Source organism: Lapidilactobacillus luobeiensis (assembly GCF_024345205.1).
Taxonomy (GTDB): Bacteria; Bacillota; Bacilli; order Lactobacillales; family Lactobacillaceae; genus Lapidilactobacillus; species Lapidilactobacillus luobeiensis.
In genome coordinates this window covers 199,182-219,507 of sequence record NZ_BROC01000001.1, presented here as the reverse complement: position 1 = coordinate 219,507, position 20,326 = coordinate 199,182, and the positions used below count along the sequence as shown (strand labels likewise).

Here is a 20,326-nt window from a genome sequence, read left to right as displayed (position 1 = left end):
TGAGCCTTATTCTAAGCGGCAAAGCCGCTAAGAATAACGACACGGCGAGCTCACCCCGAATTTCTCCGCTCCAGCCGCTCAACGTTTTAACAGCCGTTTGAGCCCTCACGCCAGCTGGCAGGCTATGGTCAATTGATGGGGAGCCACGCAAATGACGACCGTGGTTAGTGGTTACAAGCTTTAAATTGGCGACATCAGTGAAGTCTGCCCGATGAACTGAGGCAAGTTCTTGATGAATCGGCTGAAACGGTCGATTTCACCAAGAATTGTTGAGGAACAAGTAGAGACATTCAGCTTACGCAAAGTATCCCGGTCCCCCAATCCAAATCCGTTGGTGTTGCCGTACCGCTCCAAAAGTGGGCAATTGTTTTGACCTCAATCTTGCCCAATCGCTTCGTCAAATTCTTCGCCCATATTGCAGATAGGCTCAATTCTGCCTAGCAACCGCCTCAGGACGTGTGGCTCAGCGGTGAGATTATTCGGTTCTTTCTAAGGTTTGGCGAATAGCCTTAAAATTTCTCGATAATTTAGGTCCTTACGTTCGAAATTTGGAAAATTGCAACACTCAACATTAGATAATTAGGATGGTTGATGCGGCGATTTATCTCCTATCGCGCTAATTAATTTAGTTGGAGTATTCAGTCGTCGTCTTGAAAGCCGCTAAATCAGTGTTGATTGTGTCTTCGCCAAAGTATAGAAAGAACCGATTATTCTTAGCGATTTATCGCTTAGAATAAGGCTCGATTTGAAGCCAATTCCCGTTTTTGGAATTGGCTTCAAACGATGCCCACCGCGTTCCAGCCACGACAAACGTCCTGAGGCGGTTGCGTCACCACCAAACCCAGCACACCCGCAATTGGATGAGAAATTCCGATCAGCGATAACGCTTTTGGAATTGGTAGAAAACGACGCCCACCACGTTCCAGTCCGCATCAGCAGTCCCAGCCGGTTGCGCTCACGCGCAACACCCACCAAAACCTGCAATCAGGCAACAAAAAAAATCCAGATCATCAACCTCAACAGGTTAAATGATCTGGATCAGTGAACTGTCAGAGCCGCGCATAACAACACGCAATTAGACTAGCGCAGGAAGGATGTTAGGCAAGTTGCGTTGGATATGCGTACGAAGCGCGTGAGTTTTAACGGAACATCGTCCGCGTCGCGCGCGCCATTACCTTGGCGTTCTTTTCATAGTGATGGAGTTTCGTTAATTGACTGTCAGGAATGCCTAAGAAGTGGTAAACCGCGACTTGAGCAGCCCGGAAGGAATATTGTTCGGTGAAGACCATGTCAAATGGCATTTCCACGAATTGACTGATGAAAGCCAAGTTCTTGGATCCCTTTGGCACGACTGCTGGCCGGTCGCCAACAGCGCGCTGATTGAATAAGGCGCTGGCATATGGCATGTGTGCGGGGATCACGTTGACGATGCTAGCCATGATCTCATCCATATGGTTGCGGATGTTGTCGCGGCTTGGATCGATCGCGGCCAGTTGGCCAATGAACTCTTCCAACATTTCCCGACCGGTCATTTCCATGAATGGTTTGTCTACATAATCGCCGACTTGGCGTGGGTACAAACTGTAACCCCAGAAGACGGTTTCGTTTTCTTTTTGGGCATGGAAGTGAGGTTGATGGTGGACAACGATCGACAATAACTCATTGCTGTCAATGAAAGTATTCAGCGCGTTCCCTGGTTGTTGCTGGGTGATCCGGCAGATTTCATTCAACAGGTAATGATTGTTGGTCGTGACTGTGAAACTGGTCCATTCAGATTGTTCCCGATCACCGAAGAATTTATCAGGTTGACCTAATTGATAGAAATGGTTAGCGGCCTGTTTCCATAATTGCGCGGAAGCGGCGTATTCCATATTTTCTTTCGCCGGGGTATCCATGTCACCGATCGAGCTACTGTCAGTGATCGAGCCATTGGTGTCAAAGACGAAATCGTCAGGATCAACTTTGATGATCCCGCGAGCGTCTTTGGCGTCCTTAGGTTGATCGACACGTTCGTAGCGTAAACCTTCAACGATGATATCATCGCGTAGTGGCGTGTCGGCGAACAATAATTCTGTGATCTTGCAATTGTTAACGAACGTCACGCCTTGCTTTTCTAGGAAGTGGCGCATTGGCAAAATAATACTTTCATATTGGTTGTATGGAGAACGCGTGACCCCTTCCAACGTGTTGATCCGGCTGAATTCAAGGATCATCCGGTTCATGTAACGCCGCAGCTCCATCGCCGCGCTTTGCCGCTTGAACGCGAAGGTGGTTTCCCACATGTACCAGAAATTCGTCGTGAACATATGCGGGCTCTTAGAGAACCATTCCTCAATACTGATGTTGTTCAATTCTGGTTCCTTGGATTCAGGCAACATCATCAATTTGGTCAAAAGTTCGCGGTCGCGGTTATTGAATTGCATGTGGCGATAATCGTTCTTACCGCCGTTGATCCGCAATCCTTCAGTTTTATCCATCAATCGGCCGACATCATGGGTTGGATGATCATGGTCGAAGTTAAGGATGTCGTCAGTGACGCTCCAGCCAGGATGATCTTCGGAAGGAACGGAACCTAACAGATCCCAAAGGTTCTCGTAAGTTTCTTCGTTGAGCATCCGGCCACCTTTCGCCAAATAACCCTTGTTGTTACCTAATGCTTGATTACTATATTCGTGTTCGTAATCGCTGACTTTAGCGCCATCGTTGGCACCGTGGGTTTCCAAACCATACATGGTGATTTGTTTTCCTTGCCAGTGACCATCACGAATCAAATAAAGACCTGCTGCTAAGTTACCAATACCTGTACCGATCATATAAGCTTTACGGGTCATAACTATCACTCCTTGTTTACTTTTACAGGCCCATTATAAAACGTTTGCGCCAAAAAACCATTAGACAAACTTCGAAAAGTGTCGCATTTTTTGACACATTCGCTAAAGTGTCTAAGTAAAAGCAAGGATAAAAAAGTATTGAAAACTCGGCTAGCCGACTTGTCCCAACGCCTTAGGCCGGCTTTGCCGATTTCAATGTTACTCAGTAAGTTAGACCATCATGTTTTGCCGGTAAAATCAAAAAATAGCAGCACCCTACTCAAAAAGCGGATGGACAGACGCAGTAAAAAACATCGTAATGAAGCAATCAGTCGACTAGTTAAACAAAAATATCCGGCATCCAGCCAAGTGCGATCGCTTTTTCTCCGAGATGCGTCCCGATCACTGGTCCGAAGTAAGTGACCTCCGTCACCACATCGGGGAACTGGCCTTGGAGTTTTTTCTGCCAAGCTAAGGCCGCATCAGGGTCATTGGCATGGATGATCAAGAGTCTCAGTGGGATCGGACTGTGCGCTAAATCATCAGCAAAGATTTTTTCAGCATGCTGATAGGCACGTTTAAGTGAACGGACTTTTTCAAAAAGCACGATCTTATTCGTCTGTTGATCAAACGTCAAAAGCGGTTTGATCTTCAGCATGCTACCTAAAGCTGCAGACATATTGGATAAACGACCGCCACGAGCAAGATTTTTGAGATCATTGACGATAAAGACTTCATTGATCTGGCCGCGCAAGCGATCTAGTTCACTGATGATCGTTGCTAGATCGGCACCTTGTTCGGCCAAACGAGCGGCGGCGATCACCAAATAACCTAATAATCGAACCGTGATCCCTGAATCATAGGGAACGACCTTCAGCCCCGTTACTTTCGGTGTTACTGATTGTAAAGTGTGGTAGAAACCGGAGATCGTGCTCGCCAAATGAATCGATAAAACCACATCATAGCCTGCATTAGCGATATTTTCATAAGTTCGTAACATATCGCCTAATGGTGGCTGGGAAGTGCTTGGTAACGTCGCGGCCACTCGTAATTTCTCATAAAAGGCCGTTGTCTCCAGATCAATACCTTCGCGATAAACTTGATCGTCCATGATAAAGGGGATCGGCACCACAGTGATTGAATAGCGTTGGCATTCAGCAGCAGTCAAATAAGCTGAACTATCCGTCACGATCGCAATTTTCAAAAGACCCCTCCTAAATTTACTTGCTCATTGACAAGTATTAGTCTTGTGCAGTGAGATCAACTCGATTTCAGCAGCTTTAGCCGATGATTGCAAGCTGATCTCGTGAGTAAAACCCACCAATGATCCAGATTATGGTAAAATAGAACAGTCTGTTCCTGAGCTGGCCACTTAATGCTTATCGCACTTTTAATTGTAATTTATCAGTGCTCCGTAATAAACGATTCAATAAGGTAGTCAGCAAGCGGATCTCATCTGGGCCCCAATTTCCGATCAAGAATTGTTCGAGATCGTGTAGCTGGGTCTCGATCGTGTGTTGCAAGTGACTGCCAGTCGCGGTCAAAATATATTGACGTTGGCGTTTGTCTGGCTGCGGTTCAACTTGAATGAGCTTTTTATCTGTTAAGGTCGCCAGTTGCCGGCTCAAGGTAGAGTTATCTAGAACGAGCGATTGTTTCAGTTGAGTCATACTGGTGGGTTGCTCGGCGAGATTCAGCAATAAGCGGATCTGCGAAATAGGTAGATCCAGCTGTTCGCTGAGCTGTTGTTCGATCAATCGAATTTGCTGGGCTAAGTCCACTAAAACTGTGGTCAAGTCTTCCATAAGCGCTCAAGTCACCTCCAAATAAATGATATTTGTATTATACAACAAAAACAATGTATCGTACAACAAATATTTTTAACCTTGAATTACCAATGAAAGGAATGATTTTATGTCATTTGATGGTATTTTTCTACACGCTATGACAGCCGAATTGACAGATGAGCTTGTTGGTGGTCGTGTTGTCAAATTACAACAGCCTTACCCCCAGGATGTGATCGTGGTCGTTCGCAATCAGCGTCAGAATTTCCCCCTACTGCTTTCAGTCAATCCGACTTTAGCACGGGCCCAGATCACTCGGATCCCTTATGCCAATCCCAAAACACCACCCAATTTTGTGATGACTTTACGAAAATATTTGGAGAATGCCACCGTCGTTGGTGTGGAACAGGTAGCCAATGATCGGATCTTGCGGCTACGACTTCGTTCGCGTAACGAACTTGGTGACCAAGAGGACCTGCTTTTGATCGCTGAGATCATGGGTCGGCATAGCAATATTTTGTTGGTCGACAGTGCGACTGGTCGGATCATTGATTTGATCAAACATGTGTCGCCCGACCAGAACCGCTTTCGTCTACTGATGCCTGGCGCGCAGTATGTTCAACCAGAGTTGCAGAATGGCTTTGATCCTTTTGGAAAGTCGGCCCTGACCTCAGCTGATTGGGAACGACTTTTATTAGCATTACGTGACCTCAAAACAAAGCCAGAACAAGTTTGGCAACGGACTTTTCAAGGGCTGGGCAAAGACAGCGCCGCTGAATTGGCTTTACAGACCAAGCGCTGTTTAGATGTTGCCAGTTTACAAACGACAACACTTGACTTTTGGCAACACTTTTCTCAACAGCAAGCGACGATCGGCCGATTCAATGGTCAATTGCAATTCAGCGCTGTGCCCTATCAAGTTATGACCGAACAGCAAAGTGATTTTGCGGATCTGAGTGTGATGCTGGATCAATTTTATGGGCAAAAGGCTGAAACAGATCGCAAACACCAATTGGCTAGTAATATGTTGCAACGCCTGAGCACGGTGATCAAACGGAATCGGAAAAAAGTCAAAAAGCTACAACAAACGCTGGATCATGCTGAAAATGCTGATATCGATCGGATCAAGGGTGAAATTCTAACGACCTATCTGAATCAAGTGCCGGAGCATGCGAAATCCGTGACCCTACCTAATTATTACGAAGAAGGGCAACCCTTAGTGATCAAACTAGCGCCAGAACTTTCGCCTTCCAAGAATGCGCAGAAATATTTTACTCGTTATCAAAAGGCCAAGACAGCTTTGGTGGTGGTCAAGCAACAGCTAGAAGAGACACAAACTGAATTGGATTATTTGCTAGGTGTGGAAGCACAAGTCGGCGTTGGTGACCCTAAGGATCTTGCTGATATTCAATATGAATTGGAGCAACAAGGCGTACTCCGACCTAATCAAAAACGGAAAAAGCAACGGGTCAAAGTCAATCCAGCGGAGCGTTTCTATGCCAGTGATGGAACTGAGATCTTAGTTGGGAAGAACAACCTACAAAATGATCAACTGACCCTAAAAACGGCTAAGAAGACTGATCTTTGGCTCCATACTAAAAATATTCCCGGTTCGCATGTGATCATCACTGATCCCGCACCTAGCGAAGCGACGATCAAAGAGGCCGCCATGTTGGCTGCTTATTTCTCCAAGGCCCGGCAATCAAGCCAAGTTCCGGTGGATTATGTTCCGGTCAAGGCAATCAAAAAACCCAATGGGGCCAAGCCTGGCTTCGTGATCTATACGGGTCAACATACGCTTTATGTGACCCCAGAACTTGAACTGGTCACGCGTTTGCGCCAGAAGCCAATAGCGCCGGTCAAGTCCTGATCGCTAGGTTGAAGAAATCTACGGACCTATTTGATCGATCAAGCTTTCAGCTATAACATATAAAAAACGTTCGCGCCAACTGCCCTCTGATCCATTGATCAAGGGCAGTCGTGGAGCGAACGTTTTTTTGGATCTAAAATTTTTCTGGGTCAATGGCGTGGTGCTCAGGGAAATAGTGTGGTTAAAGAGACGATCGATTCAATCCCGTAGGACCAGTCTTGATTCAAGAAAGCGGTTGGATCGCGAACGCGCGGGATTCCAGGACGGTCAGGATCGCCTTCGCCTCGTCCATCGTCGTGATCAAGGGTACACTGTGCATCACAGCGACTTCACGGAGCAGCGCGCCAGAAATACTGACGGGACCGCGCCATTCAGCAGTATTGATCACCATTTGGATTCGCCCACTACTGATCTCGGTCGCGATATCTGGTTGCTTTTTGCCGATATTATGGACAAAATCAGTTGGCAGACCTGCAGCCTGAAAGGCGGCGGCAGTTTTTGCGGTCGCAACGATCTGATAGCCTAGCTGTTTGAAACGATTGGCGATCGCTAGACCTTGAGTCAGGTCATGAGACGCGATCGAAAACAGGATCCGACCGTAAGCAGGTAAAGGTTGACGTGCGGCCTCCAGTGCCTTATAAAGCGCCTTTTCGAAAGTTAGGTCGCTACCGATCGCTTCCCCAGTCGTTTTCATTTGCACTTGGGATAATTTTTCCCGCTTATTTAGTTTGGTAAAAGAATAGACTGGGATCTTAACGTGGAAATTATGACTTGGCAAGATCTGATCACCGGGATAACCTAATTCCGATAAACTTGCGCCTAATAAAACCTGTACGCCCAGCGCAACCACCGGTTCAGTCGTTGTCTTATTGATGAATGCGAGATTTCGACTTCCTTTTAGATCGATCGCTAGCACATATAGTTGAGCCTCTTTGACCAGAAAACGAATATTCATAAAACCCCGAGCGTTCAGTTCCTGCCCAACCAATTTAAAGACAGTCTGGATCTGTTGGGCCATTTCGGGACTCAGGTTTTGAGCTGGCGTAACGGTCATCGCTTCGCCGGAATGGAGGCTTGAATGTTCTAAATGGGCCAAAATCCCGGTGATCAGGACTTGATCACCATCAAAGATGCCATCGACTTCGTATTTATCACCACTAAGAAATTCTCTAAGTGTAAAGGGAAAATTAGCTGGATCCCGTTGGAAATGACCCAAATAACGTTGTAGATCCTCGAGATTACGGATCACTTCTGTTGGTGAGAAGAAATGCTCGGGATTGGGGTGGATCAGTAACGGAAAACGGAGATCGTTTTGCTGAACTAATTCGGGAATCGCAGTCGGTTGTAGTAGTTGTCGAATCTGCGGTCCTTTTAAAGTCAATTTGGCCAACAGCTGCCGAAAACGCTCAGGCTGATGGACCTGATCCAAGGCATCAGCCTGAGCACCTAAAATTTTGAGACCACGTGCTTGTAAAGCCGCGGTCAATTTACTAGCAGACTTCCCACCTAATTGGGTAATGATATATTTAGGCTGTTCCACGGTCGCAACATTCAGCGCTGATTCTGCGTTGATCGGTGCATAATATAAACGGTCAGCAACACCTACACTGGTCGAATACGCATCAGGATTATTGTTCAGTAAAATAGTTTGATAGCCTAGCTGGCGCATCGCCAGTAGCCCGCGGACAGTCTCATAATCGACTTCACTACCCTGCTCGATCTTAGTTGGACCAGCGCCGATCACCAATATTTTTTCTCGCTGATCCGAACAAACAACTTCATTTTCGGTGGCATAAGTAATGAAATATTGTTGCGAATGGATCAACGGCGTCGTCGCTAAACTATTGAGTTCCTGAAAACCTGGTTCGATCGCTGCTTCTTTGCGGAAATCACGTAACTGTTGAACCGTGATCTCCCACAATTGACTGATCTTTAAATCAGAAAAGCCATAGACTTTAGCGCGAGCCAAAGTGGCGCTATCCCCCTTATGCAAGCGCAATTCGTTTTCAAGTTCGATGATATTTTGGATCTTAGCAATGAAAAACGCATCGATTTTAGAGATATGACTAAGGTCGCTGACACTATATCCTCGGCGCAAGGCCTCTGCTAAACAAAAAATCTCCTCATCAGTCGGATGGATCAGTTGCGCGGTCAGTTCATCATCAGGTAAGGCGGCGATATTCGGTTTCCAGAGATGATCGATCCGCAAATTGAAAGAGCGAACCCCCTTCAATAAGGCGGCCTCAACGTTCCGCTCAAACACCAGGACTTCACCAGTCGCCTTCATCTCTGCGCCTAACGTTCGATCCGCACCCGTGATCCGGTCAAAGGGCCAACCAGGAAATTTACAAGCAATGTAATCAAAAGCAGGCTCGACCAGCGCCGTACTGCCCTGCTCATAAGGATGGGCGATCTGATCAAGACGCAAACCTAATGTCAGCAAGGTCGCGATCTTAGCCAGTGGATAGCCTAATGCTTTGGCAGCAAAAGCACTGGTACGTCCTAAGCGTGGCGTCGCCTTCATGATCCAGTAGGCATCGCTGTCTGGCGCCACCGCAAATTGAATGTTACAAGACCCCACGATCTTCAATTCCCGAACGATCATGATCGCGGTTTGACGCAGGCGTTGGACTTGACGATCAGTCAAGGTTTGGATCGGCGCCAAGGTGATCGAATCACCAGAATGGATCCCAACAGGATTAAGCTGTTCGCAGTTAAAGATCGCAGTGACTTGATCGGCAGAGTCGCGGAGAACTTCAAATTCGATCTCTTTAGCGCCAACCACACTTTGGCATAAAGCAACTTGGTGCAATGGTGATAAGGCCAAAGCCCGTTCAAAAATCTCTTGTAACTGATGCTGACTTTCAGCGACACCGCCGCCAGTCCCACCAATGGAATTGACCGGACGGACCATGATCGGCCAGCCCAGTTGATTGCTGGCCGCAGTCAATTCTGATGTTTTGGTAACGATCAAGCTAGCTAAGATCGGCAATTGTAGGGCCTGCATCGTCGTTTGGAATTTTTGCACACTGGTCGCCGCTGTTTCGCGACTCAAGTCGGTCCCTAAGATCTTGACGCCTAATTGATCCAGCAGTCCTGATCGGCGTAAAGCCAAGACTAAGTTGACCGTAGTTTGACCACCGACTGTTGCTAAGATAGCGTCCGGCAATTCCTTACGAATGATCTCTGTTAAAAATTTCAAGGTGATCGGTTCTAAGTAAATACTAACATTGGGATGACGGTCAGTCATATTGGTCGCCGGATTGGAGTTGACTAGGACAACTTGATAGCCGGCGTCTGCTAATGTATTGACAGCTTCGGTCCCTAAATAATCAAATTCAGTTGATTGGCCGACCACATAAGGTCCCGAGCCAATAACCAGTATTTTTTCAATATCAGTACGTTTTCCCATTAGAATACCCTCTGCTTACGTTCGATATCCGCATTCATCAAATCAAGAAAATCATCAAAGAGATGTTGCGCGTCTGTAGGACCAGCGGCTGCTTCTGGATCAAAATTCACTGCAAAAACAGGCAGGAAACGATGACGAAAACCCAAGACCTCTTGATGATTGACGGCAAGATGCGTGGTCAAGAGATTTGAATCCGCTGGGATCGTGGTCAGGCCGTAATTCCCATTCTGGGCGGTAAAACTAATATTCTGGGTGATTTTCTCTTTGACGACTAGATTGATCGAATGTCGCGCGAATTGTCGAGTCTCAACGCTGACGTCATTGACCAACGCCATTATGGAAAAACCTAAGCCGATCGCAAAAATCGGATAGTGGCCTTGGATCTCTTTTAACATGGTGATCGTTTTCGTCAAAGCTTGAGGATCGCCGGGACCATCACTGATCAAGATACCATCTGGTGCGATCGTTTCGATCGTTTCACTGGCCGTGTCAAAAGGCAAGACCGTAACATTACATTGACGTTTCGACAATTCTCGGAGCACAGTATTTTTTAAGCCGAGATCAAGGACAACAACATTGCGCCCGATATTCGGGCTAGGATAAGCCTGTTTGGTCGAAACTTGGCTAACTTGATTATTGGCCACGACCAACGCCTTGATCTGATCATGGGCGTGAGCATCGTGGGTGTCCATTAAACTCGCCTTCATATTGCCATGAATGGCCAAGTGTCGATAAAGCCGACGCGTATCAACATTCTGTAAACCAGGGATCCGTTTTGAGCGCAAAAACTGATCTAACGTCATCTGCGCGCGCCAGTGGCTGGTCAGCTGATAGGATTCGCCAAGAACGACCCCCTTGATCGTTGGTTCGATCGTTTCATAATCATCACGATTGATCCCGACCGCACCTTGCTGGGGATAGGTGAAGCCAATGATCTGGCCGGTGTAACTTTTATTAGTGATCGCCTCCTGGTAACCAGTAGCGCCCGTGTAAAGAACCAGTTCTCCCGTTGTATTCACCGCGGCGCCGATCGCCTGGCCCGGGAAAACTGTCCCATCTTCAAGAATTAAGAATCGTTTCATTATTTGGCCTTCATTTCCGGTCTGGCAGTGCACTTCTGGTGGAGCGACTACCTTATTCTCATTACGCAATCTTTGCAAGCATCATTGACTCAAGCCAAAGACTCAAGCCAAAACGACCTGATCGATCTGATCGATCTCAGCGACTTGGACCTTGATTTTTTCCGTCCGAGCTGTCGGAATATTCTTGCCGACAAAATCTGGACGGATCGGTAATTCGCGATGACCGCGATCGATCAAAACAGCTAAAGCAATCTTTTGTGGTCGCCCAACGGCCATCAACGCATCTAACGCTGCTCGGATCGTGCGGCCAGTATACAAGACATCATCAACCAAAACCACATTTTTTCCGGTGATCGCCACAGGTAATTCAGGAATCGTGTGATGGTCAGCTGGGCGGTCGTCACGATAATCACTAGCATCCAGCGCGATCACCGGGATTGCCCTGCCCTCCAATTGGGCGATCCGTTCACCGATCCGTTGCGCCAAGACGATCCCTCTAGTCTTGATCCCAACGATGACCAGATCATTTAGGCCACGATTTTGTTCAATGATCTCATAGGTGATCCGCGTCAACGCGCGTTGCATCGCTGTTTTATCCAATACTACTTTGGCCATAAGCCGCCTCCTAAAAAAACTCACGTACCAGCAACGGTCCGTGAGTTTGATTTGTTGTTAGCGTCGTGAACTCGTGACGCTGCTTCCGCTTGTCTCACCGACCCTAATTAAAGATGTTGCACATTAAATCAAGTTTAGGGACAGATTTATAAAAAGTCAAGTCAGGCCTGCCCTGAGCCTGGGTTCATCGACCAGTCTTCTATATTGATAAAATATTGATAAAAATCAAAAAAAGGTTACCAAGCCTCAGCGCTGGTCTGCTGTTGTTTCACTGGTATGCCGGTCGCGCTCCTGTCGCAACCTGGTCAGCGTTTCTGTAAAAATCGCTGGCAGCGGCGCTTCAAAGGTCAACCACTGACCAGTTGTCGGGTGCTTGAATCCCAAAGTCGCCGCATGCAGAAATTGACCGTGCCCCGATAAAGTCTTTTTGGGACCATAGAGCGGATCACCTGCCAACGGGTGGCCAATATAACGAAAGTGGACCCGGATCTGATGTGTCCGACCTGTTTCCAATTGGCACTCCACCAAGGTATATTGGTCAAACCGTTCCAGGACCTTGAAATGAGTGACAGCATGACGACCACCAGCAACGACCGCCTGACGCTGGCGATTCTTAGGGTCACGCGCGATCGGGGCATCAATGGTGCCGGTGTCCGCGCTGATCACCCCATGGACCAAGGCCAAGTAACGGCGTAAATTTGTTTTGGCCTTGAGTTGGGCGGCTAAACTTTGATGTGCTATATCGGTTTTGGCTACCATCAAGAGACCAGAAGTATCCTTATCAATGCGATGAACAATACCTGGTCGGATCTGTCCATTGATACTGGAAAGCTGCCCGTGGGCCAATAATCCGTTAACTAAGGTGCCATCAGGATGTCCGGGGCTGGGATGAACAACTAGTCCTTGAGGCTTATTGACGACCAAAACTTGGTCATCTTCGTAAATGATATCCAGCGGCATCGCTTGGGGTTTAGCTGTTATCGGCAGAGGTTCCACAAAAATCAGGGTCAATTCATCGCCGGAGTGGACCGCATACTTGGCCCGCGTTGGTTGACCATTGACCAATAAACGTTCGGCCTTGATCGCACTCTGGATCTGACTTCGACTCAGCGTTGGATCGAGCTGGGTCATGACCCTGTCTAGGCGGCCGCTTTCAGTGGTGATTTTAAAATGTTGTGTTTTCATTTTTTGCGACCTTGAACGTTCTCAGTGGGGTCTTCGTCTTTTTCCAGAAACAAGACATAAATAAAAATTAGGATCACGCCGAAGGTCAAGGCCATATCGGCAATGTTAAAAATCGGAAAGTTGATGAATTCAAATTGAAACATGTCAACGACATAGCCTTGGCGCGCGCGATCAATAAAATTCCCTAGCGTTCCTGCTAGAACTAAGACCAACCCACTGAAATAAACCAGACTATCATGGCGCCGAAAAGCACGCACCAAAAGTGGTAGGATCACAGCCAACGCAATGATCGTAATGATGTAAAAGAACCAAGTCTGTCCTTCAAAACTACTCCAAGCCGCTCCGGTATTGCGGATATGAGTCAATGAGAGCAACCCTGGCATAAAAGTCCGGGTCTGCCCCAAAGTAAGATTTGAACTGATCCAGTACTTGAGCAATTGATCGCCGCCAAGAACCAAGCCACCAAGAATAAGAATAAGAATCTGCATGGATCTACTCCTTTAAATGAAAGTTACTGTTCGAAATAACGTTTTTAAACGTTGTTAAGTGATCAATAAAATAAATCAGGATCCATTACTAGGCCTGCTGATCAGAATAAACCGCTGATTTGACCAGCGCCGTCGATATCGATCTGTTCAGCAGCAGGATGAGCTGGTAGTCCGGGCATAGTCAAAATATTTCCTGCTAGGGCCACGATGAAACCGGCGCCTAGTTTAGGAACCAACTCGCGGATCGTTAAGGTGAAGCCACTGGGTGCCCCTAATGCTTTGGGAACATCTGAGAAAGAATACTGTGTTTTGGCGATACAGACTGGTAACTTTTCCCAGCCAAATTTACGGATCTGGCGCAATTGGCGTTGCGCAGTAGCGCTCAGTTCGACTTGTCCAGCACCATAGATTTTTTGCGCGATCGTGGTCAATTTTGTCGGTAAGTCGGCTTGATCATCATAGAGCCGGCGATAATCTGCCGGTTGCTGGACCGCATTAAGGACTAGATCGGCCAATGCCAAGCCGCCAGTGCCACCATTGGCGAAGACGGTAGTCAATGCGCTCGAGACCTGATCTTGAGCAATCAATTCTTGGAGTAAAGCCAACTCCGCTGGGGTATCTTGAGCGAATTGGTTGATACTAGCAACGACAGGGAGCTGATATTGACGCATATTGTGTAAATGACGTTGCAGATTGACATAACCTTGACGCAAGGCGCCAAGGTCTTCTTGATCTAGAGTGGCCAATTTCTGACCACCATTGTATTTAAGGGCGCGAACAGTCGCCACCACTACGATCACATCAGGCGCTTTAGGTAAATGTGGGGTCACGATATCAAGAAATTTTTCCGCGCCCAGATCGGCACCGAAGCCAGCTTCCGTGATCGCAAATTCGCCAGTATGCAAAGCCGCTTCTGTTGCCAAAATACTGTTACAACCGTGAGCGATATTCGCAAAAGGCCCCCCATGAATGATTGCTGGGGTCTGTTCTAAAGTCTGCACCAGATTAGGTTGCAAAGCATCTTTCAATAGTACTGTCAACGCGCCAGCCACCCCAAGATCAGCGACATAAACTGGTTGCCGTTCATAGGTATAGCCAATCAAGATCCGCGCTAAACGCGCTTTCAGATCAGTTAGATCTCGTGCTAAACATAAAATGGCCATCATCTCACTGGCCACGGTGATATCAAAACCATCACTGCGCATTTGCCCATTGGCTGGACGACCTAGGCCGATGATCGTTTCTCGCAGCGCCCGATCATTGATATCTAAGGCGCGCCGCCAGAGGATCCGTTTGGGATCAAGACCTAGTCGATTCCCCTGATGTAAATGATTGTCGATCAATGCGGCCAGTGTATTGTTGGCCGCAGTCAACGCATGCATATCTCCGGTAAAATGCAGATTGATATCCGCCATCGGTACGACTTGAGCATAGCCGCCACCGGTCGCGCCGCCCTTCATGCCCATCACCGGACCTAATGAAGGTTCACGTAACGCGATCACGGCGCGATGTCCACGCTGATTGAGCGCGTCTGCTAAGCCGATCGTGACCGTTGACTTCCCTTCACCGGCTGGCGTGGGATTGATCGACGTGACCAGAACTAATTTGCCTAAGGGGCGTTGACGCAGTTTAGCCAAGGTCGGTGCCGGTAGTTTAGCTTTATCATGACCATAAGGCTCGATCTCGGCCGCTGCTAATTCAAGTTTTGCGGCAATCGTTTCAATCGTGGCCGGTTGATTTTCCTGTGCAATGGCAATATCTGTTTTCATGATGAGGCCTGCCCTTCTTGTGCGACCAGTTGTTGTAATTGGAGCACGGTTTTATGACTCAGCAATAAATGGTAAACTTGTCCTTTGGCGGTTTGGGCCTTGACCGTTCGTTTACTGAAATCAAACGTTGTAAAAGCGCTCAGTGGTAGCTCAAAAGCTTGGCGACTAAAAGGAAAATGCAGGTCCAAGCGGCGCGCGACCAAGTCGATCCGAAAATAAGAACTCATTAATAGGTAGATCGTCAAAGCAAGATAAATGATAAAAAATAGAACCGCGACCCAGCTGACTGAACCACTCATTTCCAGTTGAAAAACCAGCCCTAATAAAAGTAGAGCCGTGGTCCAGAGCCAGAGATTGAGTCGATTCAAAGTTAGCGGTTGGCAATGGAATTTCTTCGTTATTTTCATGAATAGCGCACCTCAACGTCTATCTTATCACAGACTGTTGTACAATGGGACTATCAAAAACGTGGCAATTTTTATGAGCAAGAGAAACGAATGGGAGGATTTTATGATCTGGTTAACGACAGATTCGGCCGTCGATAATGAGCGTTGTTTGACGGGGATCGGCTTTTTCATTCAAGGCCAGCAACTTGCGCGTAGCCCTATTCGCTATGGTCAAAAAATCGCCTTCACAGATAACCACCATGGCGAATTTCAAGCAGTCTTGGCTGGGTTGACTTATTTAGCAGGCCAGACTACTTTGGCAGCGCAAACTGTGGTCTTACAAACAGATAGTCAACTGGTCGAACAAGCGCTCACGAAGCGTTACGCGAAACATTATCAGTCAGAAGTCAGGGCGATCTTGGCCTTGAGCGATCAATGTCAACTTTTTTTAGTCAAGCGGATCACAGATCGGCAGAATCGTACCGCCCATCAACTAGCACGTCAGGCCATTTATGGTTGACAGTGATTTCAAAACAAACCGGTCGGCCAGTCTTTAAAATTTATTAAAGCTTTCCTTAATAACGGGGGCTGCAATAACTGGGGCTGCAAAATTAGCCATGGATCTGATCGCATTAAAAAACGGCCACGTTGCTAAAGGCAAACAGGTCGTTTTTTGAAGACTGAGCTAAAATAGTTGTGCCGAATGATTGGAAAGATTTACTTAAAAACACGGAAACGCTGATCAGCTGGCAAGTAATCTTTGCTTGGCGCTGGTGCTTCGATCGAGCCATAAGGCATTTGTGCCCGTAAACGCCAGTCTTGGGGAATATCAAAAGCAGTTGCGACTGCCTCATCGATCAATGGATTATAATGTTGGAGGCTGGCGCCGATACCGTTATTGGCCAGGCTGGTCCAAACACCGACCGTCATGATCCCCTGCCCTTGCTCAGACCAATCAAGGAAGTTGTCACGATAAAGTGGGAAGTTCTTTTCCAGTTCATGCACCACGGCCATATCCGTGTAATAGAGGATGGTCCCGTGACCGGCTTTGAATGTCGCCAGCTTCGCTTGAGTTTTCTTGAAAGCTTCTGGATCAGGGACTTCTCGTTGTAAACGTGTCGCGATCAAATCCCATAATTTATCATGTTCAGCCCCGAATAGGAAAACAGCCCGCGTTGTTTGACTATTAAAGGCGGTCGGTGATTCTGCGATCACGGCCTCCGCTAATTCGATGACTTGCTCGTCGGACAAAGAAATATCCTTGCCTAGCGCATAAATAGAACGACGTTGTTTCAATAATGCTAAATAATCTTGATTCATTTGATTTGCTCCTAACCAATATATTTTAACTATGATTTCAATATATCAGCTTGTTTAAAGTAAGTCTAATAATCGTGCTCTTTTCCTAAGGATTTTTTTCTAAAAATATCCTCAAAACAAATGATAAAAACCAATTAGCGTTGGCACGGCGTAAAGTGACCTCGATAGTCTTGCTGAAAGTGGCCTGCAGGATCGTCAAATGGTCAACTTCAAGGGGCTAGTCACAATCAACAAAATGCTTGTTTTTTACTTGGTCGTTTTGCTTAAATCGGCAAGGATTAGGATGAAACCGTGAATCTTTACTAGAATTATGATAGAATTTAGGCAATATCTTAAAAAGGGGTCACAACATGAAAGTTGCAGTAATGACAGATAGCACCGCCTATTTGACGTCAGAGCAAGTAGCGCGCTATCAAATCCACGTTTTGCCTATCCCGATTTTATGGGGCGATGAAACTTTGCGGGATATGATCGATATCGGTCAGGAGCCATTCTATGATCGCATGCGGACAGATCCAGTGTTACCAACGACTTCGCAACCATCGATCGGCGCGGTCCAAGAATTGGTCGGCCAATTGGTCGCGGAAGGTTATGAGGCCTTGATCGCGCCCGTGATCTCCAGCGGGATCAGTTCGTTTTATAGTAATCTTGCTGCCTATGCAGCTCAAGAGAAGCGCTTGCGGGTCTATCCTTTTGATTCGCATATTACCTGTGCTGGGTTAGCTTTTGCGGCTCAGCTAGCCGGGAAAATGGCCCAAGCGCCCGATGCGGATCCTGAACAGATCATGACCGCATTAGCTCAGCTTCGTGAAACCACTGGCGTTTATTTTATGGTCGATGATCTGGCACACTTACGTCGAACGGGGCGCCTTAGCAACGCTTCAAGTTTTGTTGCTGGTCTCCTAAAAATAAAACCGATCTTGTCCATGGATATCCACGCCGCCGGCAAAGGTGAGATCTCCGCGATCGCCAAAGAACGACAAACCAAACGGGCAGTTCAATGGATCATGGATCATTTCGCTGCGGCGATCAAAGATCTCGATTACCCGATCCGTTGTACGATCTTTGACGCCAACGATCCGATCGCCAAGCAAGAATGGTTAACGGAATTCTCTAAACAATTCCCGCAAGTGACTTTTGATACCAGTATCATTGGTCCAGTTATTGGGGTCCATACCGGCGAGAAAGCGATGTCGATGATCTGGGCCAAAGATTGGGAGAAATTTTAGCCAGCTATTTGCTCAAATCGGCGCTCAATCAAAATATGAAAGCAACGAACATTGACCTGACCTTGGGGCCAATGTTTTTTTGATTGTTTACAATTCTTTTTAGTCGTTTTTCTCGGCAAAGTTTGCTAGACTTGAAGTGCAAGAATTTATTTTGTCATTGGAGGGGTCGTCATGTACTATGTGGTCATGCCGAAGCGCGATATTCGCGATAATTTGGCAACAGAACAATATTTAATGAATCAAAAATCGTTTGATGAACCATTATTGCTTTTCTATATTGAAAAACCCTGCATTATTGTTGGTCGCAATCAAAACACCTTTGAAGAGATCAATCAGGATTACGTTGAGCAACATGGAATCACGGTAACTCGCCGGCTTTCGGGTGGCGGCGCTGTTTATCAAGATCTTGGGAATCTTTGCTTCAGCTTTGTGGTCGATGCTAAGGATCAAGCGTTTGGCGATTTCAAATCATTCGTTCAACCGATCGTGACCGCGTTACAGAAGATGGGTGCCAGTTCCGTTGAAGTTAGTGGTCGCAATGATATCCTCGTTGACGGCAAGAAATTCTCCGGTAATGCGATGTATACTCGTAATGGCAAAACCTTCAGTCATGGCACCCTCTCCTTTGATGTTGATCTGGATGTTTTGACCAAAGCGTTGAATGTTCCGGCAGATAAGATCGCTTCTAAGGGCATCAAATCGATTCGTTCACGGGTCACGAACATCAAACCTTATTTACGCCCAGAATTTCAGGATCTGACCACAGAACAATTCCGCGATCGTTTGATCAAAGAGATTTTTGGTGTTCAGGATCTGGCCGAAGTCGCGGATAAGGAATATCAGATCACTGCCGAAGACCAAGCGGCGATCGATCTGATCGCACAGGAAACTTATCGTAACTGGAATTGGGTCTACGGCAAGAACCCGCAATTCAGTATTCAAAAACGGAAACATTTTGATTACGGAACGGTCGACGCACGGATGTTGGTGGAGAATGGTCGGATCAAGGCGATCACGTTCTTCGGGGACTTCTTTGGACCTAAAGATGTTCATGAGCTGGCCGATAATTTAACTGGGATCATTTATGATCGCGGCCATTTGACCACGGCGTTGGCAAAACTGGACGTCAACCAGTATTTTACTGGGATCAGTCAAGAACAATTGATCGATCTGTTGGCGCAATGATCTTAAAATGATTTTTAATTCAATACGTATTGATCAAGCAAGTCCAAAACGATTTATGGACTTGCTTTTTTGATTGCTTAGCTGATGGCTATAACGCGTGAGCGTAACTACTGGTGACTGCCACTTGGCAACGATTCAGGCTTGAAATCGTCGCAGAACGGCACCTGATTTTTTCAGAAGTTAACAGTTAAACTTGTTTCTCGACTAATTTTGCATTAGGCTGTAATTATCATTGTTGCAAAGGAGCAAGTTATGTTACGGGTAGGACGAAAAACCAAAGCAGATAATCAAATCATTTCCGTGATCGATATGGATCCTCAAGATCGCACCAAATTAATGGACAACTATCATTTGACCGGTGAATTTTTACGTTATGCTACTGACCCGCTCGAACGGGCGCGCGTTGAATTTAATTCATTTACCGAAAACTGGTTGATCGTTTATAATGTGCCAGTGGCCGCGACCTCTGCGGACCACCGCGTGATCCATCCGGTCAGTTTCATTATCAAAGCGGATCAATTATTTGTTTTTGTGACGACACAGACCAAGTATGTCTTGTCGATGACAACAGAAGCCAACTCTGATGATCAAACCCGAGGGATGTGGGATTCTGTTTTTACGATCCTTTTTGAGATTACCACAACTTATTTTGATCATATCCAACGGTTAACGGAAGCTCGAACCCAGATCGAAAGTCATTTGCGCCAACGTCAGCGCAATAATTCGCAACACATTTTTGAATTAGCAAATTTGAGTACGGATCTCACCTATTATTTGACTGGGGCCAATGGCAATTTAGTAGCGATCAGCCAATTGCGCTTGGCCGCAAAGCGGGCCGCGAATTTGGAATTGAGTAGTATCAGTCAATCTCAATTAGAAGATGTTGAAGTCGAGGCCCGTCAAGCTCAAGAAATGCTGGAATTAAATAGTGATATCGTTGATAAATTATCGAACACCTACAACAATCTACTGAATAATAATTTAAACCAAGTGATGAAGTTACTGACGATCTATTCCGTTGTCTTAATGATCCCGCCGATCATCTTTGGTTTTTATGGGATGAATATGTCTTTGCCGCTGGCCGATAAAGAATGGGGTTGGCTATTTTCGATCTTGATTTCTTTGATCCCGATCATCTGGGTCATGTACCGTTTACACCACGATCACTTCATTTAAAAAACCAGTCTTAGC

The 20,326-nt window shown here is 46.6% G+C and carries 16 protein-coding genes; 5 read left to right on the top strand and 11 right to left on the bottom strand.

Annotation, left to right across the window (positions count from 1 at the left end; translation table 11 throughout):
• Positions 1 to 1,139: 1,139 nt before the first annotated feature.
• The 3 genes from OCU21_RS00900 to OCU21_RS00890 all read right to left on the bottom strand — a co-directional run bounded on the left by OCU21_RS00900 (position 1,140) and on the right by OCU21_RS00890 (position 4,615).
• The gene (locus OCU21_RS00900; protein ID WP_261805623.1) at positions 1,140 to 2,831 is read right to left on the bottom strand and encodes an oleate hydratase; all 1,692 of its coding nucleotides are present in this window, start codon (positions 2,829 to 2,831) and stop codon (positions 1,140 to 1,142) included.
• Positions 2,832 to 3,150: 319 nt separating this feature from the next.
• Positions 3,151 to 4,014: a DegV family protein gene (gene fakB / locus OCU21_RS00895; protein WP_261805622.1), complete on the bottom strand. Its 864-nt coding sequence runs from the start codon at positions 4,012 to 4,014 to the stop codon at positions 3,151 to 3,153.
• Positions 4,015 to 4,189: 175 nt separating this feature from the next.
• Positions 4,190 to 4,615 (bottom strand): MarR family winged helix-turn-helix transcriptional regulator, encoded by a 426-nt coding sequence (locus tag OCU21_RS00890; protein ID WP_261805621.1) that lies wholly within the window; start codon positions 4,613 to 4,615, stop codon positions 4,190 to 4,192.
• 109 nt (positions 4,616 to 4,724) lie between these two features.
• Here OCU21_RS00890 and OCU21_RS00885 point away from each other — a divergent pair, with 109 nt between their 5' ends.
• Positions 4,725 to 6,464 (top strand): Rqc2 family fibronectin-binding protein, encoded by a 1,740-nt coding sequence (locus OCU21_RS00885; RefSeq protein WP_261805620.1) that lies wholly within the window; start codon positions 4,725 to 4,727, stop codon positions 6,462 to 6,464.
• Positions 6,465 to 6,687: 223 nt separating this feature from the next.
• Here OCU21_RS00885 and carB read toward each other — a convergent pair whose 3' ends face one another.
• The 7 genes from carB to OCU21_RS00850 form a co-directional block, all read right to left on the bottom strand.
• Positions 6,688 to 9,876, bottom strand: a complete 3,189-nt coding sequence (carB, locus tag OCU21_RS00880; protein WP_261805619.1) for a carbamoyl-phosphate synthase large subunit — start codon at positions 9,874 to 9,876, stop codon at positions 6,688 to 6,690.
• Positions 9,876 to 10,958, bottom strand: coding sequence for a carbamoyl phosphate synthase small subunit (locus OCU21_RS00875; RefSeq protein ID WP_261805618.1), 1,083 nt, complete (start codon positions 10,956 to 10,958; stop codon positions 9,876 to 9,878). The genes carB and OCU21_RS00875 overlap by 1 nt, the downstream gene beginning before the upstream one ends.
• A gap of 102 nt (positions 10,959 to 11,060) precedes the next feature.
• Positions 11,061 to 11,573, bottom strand: a complete 513-nt coding sequence (gene pyrR, locus OCU21_RS00870) for a bifunctional pyr operon transcriptional regulator/uracil phosphoribosyltransferase PyrR (RefSeq protein WP_261805617.1) — start codon at positions 11,571 to 11,573, stop codon at positions 11,061 to 11,063.
• 246 nt (positions 11,574 to 11,819) lie between these two features.
• Positions 11,820 to 12,758, bottom strand: a complete 939-nt coding sequence (locus OCU21_RS00865; RefSeq protein ID WP_261805616.1) for an RluA family pseudouridine synthase — start codon at positions 12,756 to 12,758, stop codon at positions 11,820 to 11,822.
• Complete coding sequence (gene lspA / locus OCU21_RS00860) at positions 12,755 to 13,246, bottom strand: signal peptidase II (RefSeq protein ID WP_261805615.1); 492 nt, start codon at positions 13,244 to 13,246, stop codon at positions 12,755 to 12,757. The genes OCU21_RS00865 and lspA overlap by 4 nt, the downstream gene beginning before the upstream one ends.
• 101 nt (positions 13,247 to 13,347) lie before the next feature.
• A complete protein-coding gene (locus OCU21_RS00855; protein ID WP_261805614.1) occupies positions 13,348 to 15,015 on the bottom strand; it encodes a formate--tetrahydrofolate ligase in 1,668 nt (555 codons plus the stop codon).
• Positions 15,012 to 15,422: an EbsA family protein gene (locus OCU21_RS00850; RefSeq protein WP_261805613.1), complete on the bottom strand. Its 411-nt coding sequence runs from the start codon at positions 15,420 to 15,422 to the stop codon at positions 15,012 to 15,014. The genes OCU21_RS00855 and OCU21_RS00850 overlap by 4 nt, the downstream gene beginning before the upstream one ends.
• 103 nt (positions 15,423 to 15,525) lie before the next feature.
• On the opposite strand from OCU21_RS00850, the gene OCU21_RS00845 reads away from it, so the two are divergent.
• Positions 15,526 to 15,921, top strand: a complete 396-nt coding sequence (locus tag OCU21_RS00845) for a reverse transcriptase-like protein (protein ID WP_261805612.1) — start codon at positions 15,526 to 15,528, stop codon at positions 15,919 to 15,921.
• Between the two features lie 197 nt (positions 15,922 to 16,118).
• On the opposite strand, the gene OCU21_RS00840 is transcribed toward OCU21_RS00845, so the two are convergent.
• Positions 16,119 to 16,721, bottom strand: a complete 603-nt coding sequence (locus OCU21_RS00840; protein WP_261805611.1) for a nitroreductase family protein — start codon at positions 16,719 to 16,721, stop codon at positions 16,119 to 16,121.
• Positions 16,722 to 17,071: 350 nt separating this feature from the next.
• On the opposite strand from OCU21_RS00840, the gene OCU21_RS00835 reads away from it, so the two are divergent.
• The 3 genes from OCU21_RS00835 to OCU21_RS00825 all read left to right on the top strand — a co-directional run bounded on the left by OCU21_RS00835 (position 17,072) and on the right by OCU21_RS00825 (position 20,311).
• Positions 17,072 to 17,950: a DegV family protein gene (locus OCU21_RS00835; RefSeq protein WP_261805610.1), complete on the top strand. Its 879-nt coding sequence runs from the start codon at positions 17,072 to 17,074 to the stop codon at positions 17,948 to 17,950.
• A gap of 171 nt (positions 17,951 to 18,121) precedes the next feature.
• Positions 18,122 to 19,135 (top strand): lipoate--protein ligase, encoded by a 1,014-nt coding sequence (gene lplA, locus OCU21_RS00830; RefSeq protein ID WP_261805609.1) that lies wholly within the window; start codon positions 18,122 to 18,124, stop codon positions 19,133 to 19,135.
• A gap of 252 nt (positions 19,136 to 19,387) precedes the next feature.
• Entirely contained in the window at positions 19,388 to 20,311 is a 924-nt protein-coding gene (locus OCU21_RS00825) for a magnesium transporter CorA family protein (RefSeq protein WP_261805608.1), read from the top strand.
• Positions 20,312 to 20,326 lie beyond the last annotated feature (15 nt).

Bases quoted from the DNA above. Each gene is read 5' to 3' on its own strand.
- OCU21_RS00900 (WP_261805623.1), bottom strand. From the start codon at position 2,831: ATGACCCGTAAAGCTTATATGATCGGTACAGGTATTGGTAACTTAGCA.
- OCU21_RS00890 (WP_261805621.1), bottom strand. From the start codon at position 4,615: ATGGAAGACTTGACCACAGTTTTAGTGGACTTAGCCCAGCAAATTCGA.
- OCU21_RS00885 (WP_261805620.1), top strand. From the start codon at position 4,725: ATGTCATTTGATGGTATTTTTCTACACGCTATGACAGCCGAATTGACA.
- carB (WP_261805619.1), bottom strand. From the start codon at position 9,876: ATGGGAAAACGTACTGATATTGAAAAAATACTGGTTATTGGCTCGGGA.
- OCU21_RS00875 (WP_261805618.1), bottom strand. From the start codon at position 10,958: ATGAAACGATTCTTAATTCTTGAAGATGGGACAGTTTTCCCGGGCCAG.
- pyrR (WP_261805617.1), bottom strand. From the start codon at position 11,573: ATGGCCAAAGTAGTATTGGATAAAACAGCGATGCAACGCGCGTTGACG.
- OCU21_RS00865 (WP_261805616.1), bottom strand. From the start codon at position 12,758: ATGAAAACACAACATTTTAAAATCACCACTGAAAGCGGCCGCCTAGAC.
- lspA (WP_261805615.1), bottom strand. From the start codon at position 13,246: ATGCAGATTCTTATTCTTATTCTTGGTGGCTTGGTTCTTGGCGGCGAT.
- OCU21_RS00855 (WP_261805614.1), bottom strand. From the start codon at position 15,015: ATGAAAACAGATATTGCCATTGCACAGGAAAATCAACCGGCCACGATT.
- OCU21_RS00850 (WP_261805613.1), bottom strand. From the start codon at position 15,422: ATGAAAATAACGAAGAAATTCCATTGCCAACCGCTAACTTTGAATCGA.
- OCU21_RS00845 (WP_261805612.1), top strand. From the start codon at position 15,526: ATGATCTGGTTAACGACAGATTCGGCCGTCGATAATGAGCGTTGTTTG.
- OCU21_RS00840 (WP_261805611.1), bottom strand. From the start codon at position 16,721: ATGAATCAAGATTATTTAGCATTATTGAAACAACGTCGTTCTATTTAT.
- OCU21_RS00835 (WP_261805610.1), top strand. From the start codon at position 17,072: ATGAAAGTTGCAGTAATGACAGATAGCACCGCCTATTTGACGTCAGAG.
- lplA (WP_261805609.1), top strand. From the start codon at position 18,122: ATGTACTATGTGGTCATGCCGAAGCGCGATATTCGCGATAATTTGGCA.
- OCU21_RS00825 (WP_261805608.1), top strand. From the start codon at position 19,388: ATGTTACGGGTAGGACGAAAAACCAAAGCAGATAATCAAATCATTTCC.